Here is a 12875-nt window from a genome sequence, read left to right on the forward strand (position 1 = left end):
GTAATGATAACAAACTGGAAACCATACAGTCAAACGTCATACTTTCATAAAGTATATGCATTAAAGAGAGTTTATTCATGAAAGGTGATGCCTTGTTTATATACAATACACTCAAACTCCCAGTGATATCAAATTTGAAGAGGATATGATCATTTGTATAATTCAATTATAAACATTACATTTGGCGTTATGTTTGTGCGGGAATTGATAAAGGGAATTCGATAAAAAGTAATATTAGATTGTATGTTCACGTAGTTATTTCAATGAATGCGTAGCTGGTATGAGTCCAAGTTAGTGGCTATAGTTCATGTATACTATGAAGATTTCGCGAGCTTGAAGAAAATAAAATAAAAACATTCCCGAAAATAGTCTTGTCAATTTACCTGACTTCTGATTATAATGACATTAAGATTTTCACGCTTTGTTAGAAAATATAACATTGGGGAGTGGGGTAAAAATGAAAAAGAAATGGTTGATGATGTTACTAGCCATGATTACGCTGATGGTTTATCCGGTAAGTGCTTTTGCAGCGGACGGTCCGACAAACGCAGATTTGCAGGTCGGGTTGGACACCGCGTTTACCTTCCTGGCATTCATCTTAGTCTTCTTTATGCAAGCAGGGTTTGCGATGCTTGAAGCAGGTTCGGTTCGAATGAAGAATGCAGGTCACGTAGCCGGTAAAACGGTACTGACGCTGGCCATTGCGAGTCTTTGTTTCTGGGCTGTTGGCTTTGGACTTGGTTTCGGTAACGGTAACGGCTTCTTCGGTACTACAGGCTTCTTGTACGGCGGAGATTCAACAGCATCTTCTTTTGAATCACTTACATTTTCTGATGTAACTTTAAATGTTAAATTCTTGTTCCAAATGGCCTTTGCAGCAGTTTCCTTGGCTATCGTATCTGGAGGTATGGCAGAACGTGCTAAGATAAGTGTGTATATTATATTCGGAATTATATTCTCGGTCGTAATTTATCCGGTCGTAGCGCACTGGGTATGGGGCGGCGGTTGGTTGGCTGAGCTAGGTATGCAAGATTATGCAGGTTCCACGGTTGTCCATCTTACAGGTGCAACAGCAGCAGTAATGGCAACCATATTGCTTAAGCCACGACTTGGTAAGTTTAATAAAGAAGGTAAACCTGTTATTATTCCAGGTCATAACCAAGTATTCACTGTACTCGGTGTTATTATCCTCTGGTTTGGTTGGTTCGGATTCAATCCAGGTAGTGCTTTGTCCCCTATGGGAGGTTTCTTCGGTCACGTTGCATTAACTACGAATATCGCAGCAGCAGCAGGCGGTTTGGCAGCGTTGATTGCTTCATGGTTGTACTTTGGTAAATCTGATATTCCAGCAATGCTGAATGGTGTTCTAGCTGCACTGGTTGCGATCACTGGAGCATGTGCTTACGTTGAACCGTGGGCAGCAATCATTATTGGATTAGTAGCAGGTGCGTTCACATTCATGACATCTCAATGGTTGGAACGTGCAGGGCTTGACGATCCGATCTATGCTTTCTCAGTACATGGTATTGCAGGGATGTGGGGTGCGGTTTCCACAGGTCTATTCGCTGCACCAGATCTTATTACTAAAGGCGCTTTGGTAGGGGAAGCTGGATTGTTCTACGGTGGCGGTTTCCACCAATTGGGTGTTCAAGTTCTAGGAGTAGTTGGAACATTTGTTTTCGTAGCTGTTCTTTCTTTCATCATCTTGTATGTAATGAAGGTAACTACTGGACTTCGTGTTACGGAAGAAGAAGAATTGATGGGCCTGGATATCAGTGAGCATGGTACTTACGGATACCCTGAACAAATGAAATTGATCGCAGAATCGGAATCCAAAACCCTTAAACAATAATATTAATCCTCGGATAGGGAGGCGGACCGTGTGGCTTCGATGGAGTTAACAGATGAGTATAGTGAAGAAAGCTTTAGAACCATCGTCTTAGCCGGTTCGCCACAGGAACTTAGGGAGAGGCGAATTGCCTGCCAAAGTATACTTCTGGAACAGTTGAATGTTATTCCAATTGAGGAATGGATGTTCCGTGTGAATACGATGCATGATCTTATTGCACAAACAGCGGTACTCATATGTGAGGCGCAGATGAAAGAGGCGGGCTATGGCCCGCCTCCCTGTGCTTATTCCTTTATTGTGTTTGGCAGCAGTGGAAGGCAGGAGGCTACACTGTGGAGCGATCAGGATAATGGTTTGATCGTTGAGGGTGAACCGGATGGGGAGAAGAATAGGTATTTTGAATTTTTTGGAATAATGTTATCCGATGTGCTTGAAGAAGTAGGATATGAGAAATGTGCAGGCAAGGTAATGTGCTCCCAATGGATGTGGCGGAAGACGTTATCTGAATGGATTGAGCAGCTGAAGGATTGGAGAACCCAGCTGGAATGGGAGCCTATCCGGTATCTTATCATTTCTTCGGATATGCGCCATGTTGCAGGAAGTGCTGAATTATCAGCGTTGTGGCAAGAAGCTTTCTATGAAGGTTTTGCTGATAATGAGAAGTTGTCCGTAGCCGTTCTTCGTAATACAGTCCGTCATAAAGCGACTTTGAATCTTCTGGGACAGGTGTTAATAGAGCGATTTGGTGATTATGCAGGTGGATTTGATATTAAGTATGGGGTTTATATCCCGTTAGTGAATATTGTTAGACGCTTGTCGTTATTACACGGCATTAGAGCTAGCTCGACATTAGACCGAATTGAAGCGCTTAATGGGCTTCATAAGTACCAACATTTGGATGATATCCGGCGAGCTTTCTTGTTGGCGATGCGGATGCGAGTGAACACAACTTATAGCGTCCAAGATGGATTATTAATCAGCAGTGATTATGTTGCAGAGAGTGAACTGAAGAATAAGCAGCTGTTGTCTGAGCTGCGTGAAAGTCTGCTGCTTGTCAGACGTCTTCATCGGGCGTTGCAGCGTCAGCTCCGCTCAGCGGAAAGGTGGCGAACATGAGGGAGCCAAACAAGAATGGAGGATTTTGGAATAATCTGAGACAAGGCGGAATGCCGTCCGCGATCGCTTCGATGAGAGGTGGAGAGACTGCTCATCAGACTGCGCAGCAAATGGCCTATATCCGATCACTCATGCGTGAGAAGCGTCGTCCTGAGGTACTGCGTACTCCGCTGTCTGAACTGGAGACTGTTATATTTGATTTAGAGACGACAGGATTTTCTCACCAGCATGGGGATGAAATTATGTCATTCGGTGCAATTAAGGTTGTTGGAGAGAAGATTAAGGAAGATGAATGCTTTTATACATTGGTGAATTGTCAGACGGCGATCCCAGATGATATTACGAGGTTAACAGGGATAACGGAAGAGATGGCACAATCCGCCCCCTCCTTAATGGATGGTCTTCATAATTTCATGTCCTTTGTGGGTCAAAATGTGCTAGTGGCACATGCAAGCTCACATGATAAAGCTTTTCTTAATGCTGCTCTATGGAAAACTTCTAAAGTGCAGCTTACACACCGGGTACTGGACACGATGATGCTTGCGCGTTGGCTCGAGCCGCAGCTTAGCAACTATACGCTTGATGAGCTGCTATATGTGCATGAAATTCCGATTCATGGACGTCACAATGCGTTAGAAGATGCCAAGATGACAGCCCAGCTGTGGGTGGCCTACCTTCGAGAAATTTCGGAGCGGGGCCAAGTAGATACATTGGGTGATTTATATGCTTATTTAAGTAGAACGTGAAGCGGGGCTTGAGATAGTCCGAGGGATAGTGTTCCTTGTTCATTTGGCAACCGCTCAATATAAAATCCATTCAGTAAAGCAGAGTGGCCATCTTCGGTTCTGGGAGCACCTATAAGATAGATCATAAATTCAGGTCCTAGTGCTGTTAATCCTTTATAATCAGCGACCGAAGGTATAGGTTCTGAATGTGGATGGGAATGAAATAGACCGATGAGTGTCGGTACATTGTAGAGAACATTAATCCACTCTTCAGGGTGGGGAGTAAATGTGTGCAGCGGGTCTGGCGCTACGTTGCGCATGGGTACGTAAGTATCAATGAGCATGCCACCCGCTGCGGCAGCACCCAGCAGGACTCCGCATGCTTCATGCGGATAACAGGACAGCAAGTGCTTCCCCAGCGCTTGCTGTACGGAATATTTCAGTCTTATAGGCTGGACATTTCCCTGGAATGCTGCCATTTGTTCACCCCTCTCTCTTCATTAGGGCTTCGTCGCTGACGAAACCCTCTTTTTTGTCTAAAAAATAGATGGTTTGAAATTGAAGTTAATGAGGGTACAATAGTAGAAAACTATTCCATTTGAAAAGGAACAGACCCCTATGAAAGCAGTAAATAAATTGAACATCACGATAATGATTCTAATTGTGTGTGTAGCTGTATTTGTGGTGTGGTATAATCGTGAGCCGAAAGCTGCCGCTGTTTTTGGGCAGCAAGATGAGCCACCAATGAAAATAGGACCTAAGGCTGGATTGCTCGCCCCTTCATTTTCACTCCAAGGAACGGATGGGACTACCTATGTAGTGGATGGACCACGAGAGAAAGCGGTCATCGTTAATTTCTGGGCTTCATGGTGTGATCCCTGCCAGCAGGAAGCTCCTGAGCTTAATGCTATGGTCACTAAGTATAAGGATGTTCTAGATATTTACGGTATTAATGTGAGCAGTCAGGATTATAAACCTAATGCAGAGCGTTTTATTAAGAAATACGGTCTTGTGTTCCCAGTTATGTTTGATGTGAAAGATGAGGTGTATAGCAAATATAACGGAGCCGTTTTTCCAACTAATGTGCTCATTGATAAGAATGGAGTGATCTCAGAGATCATTCTAGGCGTTCTTAGTCCTGAAGAGTTGGAGAAGAAAGTCATCAAGCTTACCGGATCATAAAGGATCTACACCCAATAAATTAGAAATGCCCCCCTTCTTTACAGTTAAACTGTTGAAGGGGGTTCTTCGTCATATGAATGCCTATGAGGAATATAAATTAATGATTTACAAGGCCTCTAGGTTCATTATTGCCAGACTTCTCATTATCTAGCGTGAGTTGATTTAGAATTGCGTAACGCATACTGTCAACAAGCGCTTCCCAGCTGGCTTCAATGACGTTACTGGATACGCCAACTGTGCTCCATGTGTCTGTAAAGTTCTTGGATTCAATTAGTACTCTAACCTTCGCTGCGGTCTGATCCTGTTCATCTATTACCCGTACCTTATAGTCGGATAGATGCATTTCCTTTAATTGCGGGAAGTAAGTTTGCAGTGCTTTGCGAAGAGCGTTATCGAGTGCGTTAACCGGTCCGTTACCTTCAGCAGCAGTATAGAGGTTCTCGTCGCCAACTTTCAGCTTTACAAAGGCTTCAGATACTACTGGATGCTCTGCGTTTTTCTCAACAAGCATCTTGAAGGACTCAAAGGTAAAGGTTTCATTCATCTCGCCAGTAGCTTCCCGTAGCAGAAGTTCCAGCGAGGCATCAGCACCTTCGAATTGGTAACCTTGATGTTCCAGGGTCTTGATCTTCTCAATCACTCGACGAGCTTGCTCGCTGCTTGGATCCAGATTTAAGCCCATATCCTGCGCTTTAGACAGCACATTGCTCTGACCTGCCAGTTCAGAGACCAGAACGCGTTGCTTGTTGCCGACAAGTTCAGGAGCGATGTGCTCATAAGTCCGTGAATCACGCATGATGGCGGAGACATGGATTCCACCTTTGTGTGCAAAAGCTGCATTTCCAACGTAAGGCTGGTTTACCGGCATATTTACATTGGCAACTTCACTGATATAGCGAGCTGTATTGGTAAGCTGTGGTAAAGAATCACCTGGAATACAATGGTAGCCCATTTTGAGCTGCAGCGTAGGAATAATGGAGCAAAGGTTAGCATTACCGCAACGTTCACCGTATCCGTTAAGGGTACCTTGTACTTGACGTGCTCCAGCTCCGATTGCACTAAGTGTGTTAGCTACCGCGAGCTCACAATCATTGTGAGTATGAATTCCGAGATTGGCTCCAGGGAGATGCTGGTTCAGAGCGGTAACAATCTCATGAATTTCATATGGCAACGTTCCGCCATTGGTATCGCACATCACTAGCCAATCTGCACCGGCTTCCCGGGCCTTGGACAGAACGGCTGCAGCATATTCAGGATTGTTCTTGTATCCGTCGAAGAAATGCTCGGCATCGAAGATCACTTCAAGGCCTTTGCGTTTCAGGTAGGATATGGAGTCGCCAATCATGGCGAGATTCTCCTCAAGCGTAGTCTGTAATGCCGTGTGCACGTGGAAATCCCAAGATTTCCCCACGAGTGTAGCAGCAGGAACACCTGCATCAATCATACGTTGTAAATTGTCATCGTTTTCGGCCAAGGAATTCTTCCGCCGAGTGCTGCCAAATGCAGTGATTTTAGCGTTCAGATGAAGCTCCTTGACTCTTTTGAAAAATTCAATGTCTTTATTGTTGCTTCCCGGGATGCCACCTTCAATATAGTGCACACCCAGATCATCGAGTTTCTTGGCAATCTTCAGCTTGTCGTCAGCCGACAGACTGATGCCTTCACCTTGGGTGCCGTCGCGTAGTGTAGTATCGAAGATGGAGATGGACTTAGACATGAGTGTCCTCCTAAAAGTTTTGTAAGCTTCGTCTTCCGGATTCACTTCGCGCAAAACTCACATCGGAAGCATTGGCAAGGGAAATGAATTTATATATTATAGCATTTTTACGCGGGAATGTAACAAAGAACTTTACAGCATCTAAAGTTGACCTAACACCAATCGAGAGGTATTCTAAATCAGACAATAGAGACCCTGAGGATAAGAAGGTAGATATTGTGCATAATGTTGATCAGTATTATCCAACGAGTGGCAGGGTCATCCTGCATGTGGATATGAATGCTTTTTACTGCTCTGTACATGAAGCGGAGAACCCGGATCAATACAGAGGTAAAGCTACTGCGGTTGCAGGTAGTGTTGAATTACGAAAAGGGATTATTGTTACTTGTTCCTATGTCGCCCGTAGATTAGGGATTTCGACGGGAATGCAGGTTCAGAAGGCGCTTCGAATTTGTCCATCGCTTATCGTTATTAAGCCGGACTTCCATTTATACCGCAAATATTCTAATGCTTTTATGCAGATTGCCTATAGCTATACACCATTATTGGAAGCAGTGTCGATAGATGAATGTTACTTAGATATCACCGGCTCTCGACAATTCGGTACGCCCATGGAAATTGCGGAAACAATTCAGCGCCGAATAATGGAAGAATTGGGCTTGCCATGTTCTATCGGCATTTCCCCTAACAAGTTGCTTGCAAAGATGGCCTCGGATTTAAAGAAACCGAATGGAATTTCGGTGCTAAGACTACGGGATGTGCCTAACATCTTATGGGATAAGCCGTGTAATGAAATGTTCGGTATCGGTGGAAAAACGGCAGAGAAGCTTCGTAAGCTGGGAATTTACAGCATTGGTCAATTAGCAGCGGCTGATGAGACTATGCTGGTTGAGAACTTTGGGGTTATGGGTTCATGGCTGAAACGGGCTGGAAATGGCATCGATCATGGGATAGTTAATCCTGAGCGGGAGCAGAGTAAGTCGATCGGACATACAACCACTCTGCCTCGTGATGTAGTAGGTCTTGTTGAGGTTAGACCGATTTTACTTAATTTAAGTGATCAGGTAGCGCGTCGCTTGCGAAAGCAAGGTCTTGTTGCTTCAGGTGTGCAGCTTACCATCCGTACGCCCGACATGAAGACGATTACTCGTTCGCGTCAGCTTGAGGTGCCTTCAGAAAGTGGAGAGGATATCTACAAGTCTGTCTGTGATCTGTATGTTCGTCATTGGAACGGCGAGAAGCCGGTACGGCTGCTTGGTGTGACATTGCAAGGATTGATTGCAAAAGAGGATTCTGCAATTCAGCTTGATTTGTTCGATTACGAACGGCAACCTAAGAAAGAGTCACTGAACAAGGCCATGGATATGCTGCGCAATAAATTTGGTGAAAATGCAGTTCTGACCGCCGGGATGTTAAGTGATTCCCATTCTGCAAGGCTCCGTAATCATAAGGAACGCGGAACGTCCCTACAAAAGGATAATCTGCTATCAGTAGAATCTGATAAAGAATGACAAAAGGTTCTACGACGTGTCAAAATTAGATGCTGTAGAATGCGTCAGAAATGCAAACGTATTGAAAATCAATTGAAATTGTATTCTTTTTATATTAATATGAGAAAAATAAGACGCTGGTTCAACAGCGCAGTATTGCTTAACGGGAGGCAGAGAAAAAATGACTAAGTACACTTGGGTCGAAAAAGACACTTGTATCGCTTGCGGTGCATGTGGCGCGACGGCTCCTGATATTTTTGATTACGATGATGAAGGTTTGGCGGAAGTTATTTATGAAAATGACGGAAACCACGGCGTGACAGCGATTCCGGACGATTTGTTTGATGATCTCCAAGATTCCTGTGACGGTTGCCCAACCGACTCCATTAAAATTGCGGACGAACCTTTTAACAAAGAAGGTTAATTACTCGATAAAGAGTAACGTGCGACACCACATAAAGACATCTCCTGCGAACTTTTTGTTCAGCTAGGGATGTCTTTTTTGCTTTGTCTGACCGATATTAATTAGGAAGGAATTATAAACACTCGGAGGTACCGATGAAGAACTCACAGCACCTCAAAGCATATGTACAGATGCACCCAGATAATAAGATGGCATGGTACTTGCTGGGGAAGGAATACTATAAGAATGGCCAACAGGGAAAAGCTAACTATTGCTTCAATCAGGCTGGGGAAGTGTATGAGGCTTTCGAGCATAGCAAGGTACCAGCTGAAATGCTACGCGAATATGAAGAGGGATTGTTGCAGGCGAGCCGCCAGCGTGAGCGGGGCCAACAAAGATTGAGATACATATCACTGGCGCTAATGCTTCTTATTCTGTTAATGGTACCTTCAGCAGTGGCTCCGGGTATTAGTGTTACAGGAGAACAGGAAGTGCTTCAAGACACGACAGCATCAGAAGTCAAAGATCTACCAGATCAAAAAGACTCAGGCCAAGAACCTGTTATCGAGGCGAAAAAAGCGATGTATACAGCGCAAGAGGATGTAGCCGCGGCTTCTCAAGGGAAGTTAATGGCGAAAATGTTGATGCGCAAAGAACCTTTTCAAGCTGCTGTATTAGGGATGGAGCGAGATGGGAAGTGGCTGCTCTGGAAAGAGAAACTTCCGCTAAATTTCACACTGCAAAAGAATGGAAAGGGACGGATGGTGTATCAGTCTTATGATCCAAAGGCATGTGCATGTGAGCCGCCAGATCAAGGGCAACTTGCTAAGGATGCAACAGAATGGCAGAGTGACCAAGAGGAGATTGCCACACTCTGGAGTGCAATGCGGGCTTATCAGAATCATAAAGGCAAGCTTCCAGATACATTAGCGGAGTTGACAGGATCTTTTCCAGAGAACTGGATTGGTGGGACGACAGCAGTCATGAAGCGGGAATTCAGCCCTCTAAAAGCGGTGGCTACGACCAAGATGGCACTGGGAACATCAGAAGCCACAGCGAAGCCTTCAAGCTCAACTAACGATGGTGTAAGGAGTATTCCGACAGCCTTAAGTGAGAGTGGAAGTGTTGTGAGTGACGTTCCTTTTTTTGATCAGCCACTTAGAGTAGTTGTGGATAAACAAAATCACCGATTAGCTGTAGTCAGCGGTTCTATTATTCTGCGAAATTATGCGGTAGGGCTTGGCGGAGATAAGACACCGGAGGGTAACTTCGTCATCACAGATAAAGTAGTCAATCCGAATGGTCGAGATGATGGGGATTTCGGCAGCAGAGGGTTACAGCTTTCAGATAGTAACTATGCTATTCACGGCACCAATGAGCCTGACAGTGTCGGCAAAGATGAATCCCTTGGATGTATTCGAATGGGTCGAGAAGATGTGGAGGAGCTATTCGCACTGATTCCTAAGGGTACGAAAGTAGTGATTAGTAAAGGGGTTCTGCCTGAAAAGCAGCTTGTGCCGGTTAAACGCTTCAGCTCCACTGCTAAGCATGATCAGACCAACCCCCACAAAGTATACCACTGGCTGAATTAGTTTCCTGCAACGATAAACAGAACGATGATTAGAAGAATTAGTAAAGTTAAACTGACGCCGATCCACATTAGCGCTTTACGGTTAACTTCTTCTTTCTTTTGCTGCAAAGTTGGTGGTTTACGTTTAGTTGACATACTGGGCATACCTTCTTTCTCTCTTAATCGCTGATTACCCCTATATTGTAATGCGTTTACAAGAAAATTACTATACTCTGCGTTATGGTCTCTACATACTCGTAGGGTAAAATACTTTTCTTTTGTTCAAGAAAAGGCTAAAATTAAGAAGAAACCTACAGAATCGGGTAGACACGTGGATTAGTGAAGTACCCCTTAAGGAGCGAGAACGGTGTTGTATCGTAATTTTGGTAAACCAATTTTTTTTAAGATTGACCCCGAGAAGGCTCACCATCTCGTTATAGGTGGATTGGATAAATCGTCATCAGTTCCCGGCGGAAGCGCGGCGCTACGTTTAATGTACGGAGTTCCAGAAACGGCAGATTTAGCGGTTGATCTGTTCGGCCAGCATTTTCCGACTCCGGTTGGACTTGCTGCAGGATTGGATAAAAATGCCGAAGCCGTAGTCGGATTCTCTTCGATCGGGTTTGGATTTATGGAAGTGGGTACGGTCACCCCTAAGGGTCAACCAGGAAACGATAGCCCACGTTTGTTCCGTCTTCCTTCGGATGAAGCGCTGATTAATCGAATGGGCTTCAATAACGAAGGGGCTGATGCTATGGCACAGCGTCTGAAGAAATTAAAGAATCGGAGAATTCCAATAGCAGTTAATATTGGCCGGAATAAGATAACTAGTAATGAAGCGGCTCATGAAGATTATCGTCAGTGCATCCGTACGCTTTATCCGTACGGTGATTTTTTTGTGGTCAATATCAGTTCGCCGAATACACCTGGTCTGCGCAGTCTCCAGCATGGCAGTGAATTATCGTTCCTGCTAGCTCAGGTGAAGGAAGAAATGGAGATTCAGCGTAAAGCCAGTGGCATTACCAAAAGCTTGTTGGTTAAGATAGCACCAGACGTAAGTGACGCAGAGTTAGAGTATATGGTTCACACGCTGACAGAAGCTGGTATGGATGGTATTATTGCTACGAATACTACATTGAACCGTGATGGACTTAGTCATGAGAAGGCTAATGAGACGGGTGGCTTAAGCGGAAAGCCGTTACGCGACCGTTCAACGGAGATCATTCGCAGTATTTATCGCCAGACGGAAGGGAAGATGCCGATCATAGGATCAGGCGGCATTTTCACCAGTCAGGATGCGTATGACAAGATAAGAGCAGGTGCAAGTCTGGTAGAAATTTATACAGCTCTCATCTACGAAGGACCGGAGGTAAACCGCAAATTGCATGCTGGATTACGGCAGCTCTTACGGCGGGATGGATTCAGTCATATCTCTGAAGCAGTGGGCGCTGATCACCACTAAAGGAGACGAAAGGACAGGAGGACGAAGGCGATGGACGGCAGGGACTGGGGAACTTTTTTGCTTCCATATGAACAGACTGTGGAAGAATTGAAAGTTAAATTCAAAACAATGCGTTCGGAGTTGAAGAAAAGAGAGGAATACACGCCGATAGAATTCGTAACGGGGCGTGTAAAGCGGCTGTCAAGCATTTTGGAGAAGGCTAAACGGCTGAATGTGAAGATGGAAGATCTGGAGACGGGGATTGAAGATATTGCAGGGATTCGGATCATGTGCCAGTTCGTGGAGGATATCCGCAGAGTGGCCGAATATATCCGGGCCCGTAAGGATCTTGAAGTACTCTATGAGAAGGATTACATCACCAATTATAAAGAGAGCGGCTACCGCAGCTTCCATATGATTATTAAATATCCTGTGCAGACAGCGCTTGGCCAGAAAATTGTGCTCGCGGAGATCCAAATTCGCACACTAGCTATGAATTTCTGGGCAACTATAGAGCATTCCCTGAACTATAAATATCGGGAAAGTCTACCTGATGAAATGCGTGTTCGACTTAAGACAGCTGCTGAAGCAGCATCGATCCTCGACAGCGAAATGTCCAGTATTCGGGAAGAGATTCTGGAAGCGCAGAAGACATTCGAGGAAAACTCGAATATGACCACTCAGATTCTTAAGGCCATTCATCAATTGTATTTCTATCACTTGGTGAATGAGGCTATAGATACTCAGGCCCGCTTTAACGAAATATGGCAGGTTCAGGATATGGAAGCCATGAAAGAGCTTCTGGATCATGTGCGGGGACTTCTTTCCGCAGCTAAAAAGGATAGATTGCCGGATGGCTTATGAACCGTTGTACTTGGAATACCTAGTGTACTTTAATCGTGACAGGGACTATTTCGAATGTCACGAGGTGCTCGAAGAACTGTGGCTTGCCCAGAAACGAGATCCTTTGTACAAAGCTCTTCTCCAAGTAGCAGTAGGGTTATACCATTTTCGTTATCATAATGTGCGCGGTGCAACGATTATGCTGAGTGGAGCTTCTGCCAAACTGGAGGAATATCCAGCAGTAACACTCGGCATTAATCTGGCTAAGCTTGTGGAGGAAGTGAAAGATTATGTTCGGCGCTTAGAGTCATATGAACAGCGGACATTTTCTTATTACGATCTGACCATAGATATTATTGATCCAAGTCTAGCGGACCAAGTAGAGACTGCAGCTGTAGTTATCACACCGAATAACCCTCAACGACGCGGTCCTCAGAGACCGACATCCTTTCAACGTAAGTAAAGATCCTCTATATATGAGTATTGTATAAGGGACACCCGTAGGGGTGTTCCTTGAATCTTTAAACACCTAAATTTTG

General features: G+C 44.8%; 13 protein-coding genes. 10 read left to right on the forward strand and 3 right to left on the reverse strand.

The features are described from left to right. Nucleotides 1–457 precede the first annotated feature (457 nt). Genes MHH52_RS09770 through MHH52_RS09780 form a run of 3 tightly spaced genes read left to right on the forward strand, consistent with a single transcriptional unit; the run spans nt 458 to nt 3711 of the window. On the forward strand, nt 458–1852 hold the full coding sequence (locus tag MHH52_RS09770) for an ammonium transporter (protein WP_340008230.1): 1395 nt from the start codon (nt 458–460) through the stop codon (nt 1850–1852). A gap of 39 nt (nt 1853–1891) precedes the next feature. Further along, on the forward strand, nt 1892–2965 hold the full coding sequence (locus MHH52_RS09775) for a DUF294 nucleotidyltransferase-like domain-containing protein (protein WP_340009578.1): 1074 nt from the start codon (nt 1892–1894) through the stop codon (nt 2963–2965). Next, complete coding sequence (locus MHH52_RS09780; protein ID WP_340008232.1) at nt 2962–3711, forward strand: exonuclease domain-containing protein; 750 nt, start codon at nt 2962–2964, stop codon at nt 3709–3711. Before MHH52_RS09775 ends, MHH52_RS09780 begins: the two co-directional genes overlap by 4 nt. Here the strand turns inward: MHH52_RS09780 and MHH52_RS09785 are convergent. Beyond that, complete coding sequence (locus MHH52_RS09785) at nt 3693–4169, reverse strand: M67 family metallopeptidase (protein WP_340008233.1); 477 nt, start codon at nt 4167–4169, stop codon at nt 3693–3695. The genes MHH52_RS09780 and MHH52_RS09785 overlap by 19 nt on opposite strands. A gap of 139 nt (nt 4170–4308) precedes the next feature. On the opposite strand from MHH52_RS09785, the gene MHH52_RS09790 reads away from it, so the two are divergent. Further along, nucleotides 4309–4872 carry a TlpA disulfide reductase family protein gene (locus tag MHH52_RS09790; RefSeq protein ID WP_340008235.1) on the forward strand — a complete coding sequence of 188 codons (564 nt, stop codon included), beginning with the start codon at nt 4309–4311 and terminating at the stop codon, nt 4870–4872. 97 nt (nt 4873–4969) lie between these two features. Here MHH52_RS09790 and cimA read toward each other — a convergent pair whose 3' ends face one another. Next, a complete protein-coding gene (gene cimA, locus MHH52_RS09795; protein WP_340008237.1) occupies nt 4970–6589 on the reverse strand; it encodes a citramalate synthase in 1620 nt (539 codons plus the stop codon). 218 nt (nt 6590–6807) lie between these two features. On the opposite strand from cimA, the gene MHH52_RS09800 reads away from it, so the two are divergent. From MHH52_RS09800 to MHH52_RS09810, 3 genes are all read left to right on the forward strand, one after another. Next, nucleotides 6808–8100: a DNA polymerase IV gene (locus tag MHH52_RS09800; RefSeq protein ID WP_340009580.1), complete on the forward strand. Its 1293-nt coding sequence runs from the start codon at nt 6808–6810 to the stop codon at nt 8098–8100. 160 nt (nt 8101–8260) lie between these two features. After that, nucleotides 8261–8503 (forward strand): ferredoxin, encoded by a 243-nt coding sequence (locus tag MHH52_RS09805; protein WP_340008239.1) that lies wholly within the window; start codon nt 8261–8263, stop codon nt 8501–8503. A gap of 134 nt (nt 8504–8637) precedes the next feature. Continuing rightward, on the forward strand, nt 8638–10074 hold the full coding sequence (locus tag MHH52_RS09810) for a L,D-transpeptidase (protein WP_340008241.1): 1437 nt from the start codon (nt 8638–8640) through the stop codon (nt 10072–10074). Here MHH52_RS09810 and MHH52_RS09815 read toward each other — a convergent pair. Continuing rightward, nucleotides 10071–10208 carry a hypothetical protein gene (locus MHH52_RS09815; protein WP_167348489.1) on the reverse strand — a complete coding sequence of 46 codons (138 nt, stop codon included), beginning with the start codon at nt 10206–10208 and terminating at the stop codon, nt 10071–10073. The genes MHH52_RS09810 and MHH52_RS09815 overlap by 4 nt on opposite strands. Nucleotides 10209–10419: 211 nt before the next feature. Here MHH52_RS09815 and MHH52_RS09820 point away from each other — a divergent pair, with 211 nt between their 5' ends. From MHH52_RS09820 to MHH52_RS09830, 3 genes are read left to right on the forward strand one after another with little or no spacing between them, the layout of a single operon-like run. Next, a complete protein-coding gene (locus tag MHH52_RS09820) occupies nt 10420–11514 on the forward strand; it encodes a quinone-dependent dihydroorotate dehydrogenase (RefSeq protein WP_340008243.1) in 1095 nt (364 codons plus the stop codon). A 30-nt stretch (nt 11515–11544) separates the two neighbouring features. Continuing rightward, complete coding sequence (locus MHH52_RS09825) at nt 11545–12357, forward strand: GTP pyrophosphokinase family protein (protein WP_313639062.1); 813 nt, start codon at nt 11545–11547, stop codon at nt 12355–12357. Continuing rightward, nucleotides 12347–12799, forward strand: coding sequence for a DUF309 domain-containing protein (locus tag MHH52_RS09830; RefSeq protein ID WP_340008244.1), 453 nt, complete (start codon nt 12347–12349; stop codon nt 12797–12799). The genes MHH52_RS09825 and MHH52_RS09830 overlap by 11 nt, the downstream gene beginning before the upstream one ends. The last annotated feature ends 76 nt before the right edge of the window (nt 12800–12875 follow it).

Origin of the sequence: Paenibacillus sp. FSL K6-0276, assembly GCF_037977235.1 — a bacterium.
GTDB lineage: Bacteria > Bacillota > Bacilli > Paenibacillales > Paenibacillaceae > Paenibacillus_AQ.

Bases quoted from the DNA above. Each gene is read 5' to 3' on its own strand.
- MHH52_RS09815 (WP_167348489.1), bottom strand. From the start codon at position 10,208: ATGTCAACTAAACGTAAACCACCAACTTTGCAGCAAAAGAAAGAAGAA.
- MHH52_RS09830 (WP_340008244.1), top strand. From the start codon at position 12,347: ATGGCTTATGAACCGTTGTACTTGGAATACCTAGTGTACTTTAATCGT.
- MHH52_RS09810 (WP_340008241.1), top strand. From the start codon at position 8,638: ATGAAGAACTCACAGCACCTCAAAGCATATGTACAGATGCACCCAGAT.
- MHH52_RS09805 (WP_340008239.1), top strand. From the start codon at position 8,261: ATGACTAAGTACACTTGGGTCGAAAAAGACACTTGTATCGCTTGCGGT.
- MHH52_RS09780 (WP_340008232.1), top strand. From the start codon at position 2,962: ATGAGGGAGCCAAACAAGAATGGAGGATTTTGGAATAATCTGAGACAA.
- cimA (WP_340008237.1), bottom strand. From the start codon at position 6,589: ATGTCTAAGTCCATCTCCATCTTCGATACTACACTACGCGACGGCACC.
- MHH52_RS09775 (WP_340009578.1), top strand. From the start codon at position 1,892: ATGGAGTTAACAGATGAGTATAGTGAAGAAAGCTTTAGAACCATCGTC.
- MHH52_RS09825 (WP_313639062.1), top strand. From the start codon at position 11,545: ATGGACGGCAGGGACTGGGGAACTTTTTTGCTTCCATATGAACAGACT.
- MHH52_RS09770 (WP_340008230.1), top strand. From the start codon at position 458: ATGAAAAAGAAATGGTTGATGATGTTACTAGCCATGATTACGCTGATG.
- MHH52_RS09785 (WP_340008233.1), bottom strand. From the start codon at position 4,169: ATGGCAGCATTCCAGGGAAATGTCCAGCCTATAAGACTGAAATATTCC.
- MHH52_RS09790 (WP_340008235.1), top strand. From the start codon at position 4,309: ATGAAAGCAGTAAATAAATTGAACATCACGATAATGATTCTAATTGTG.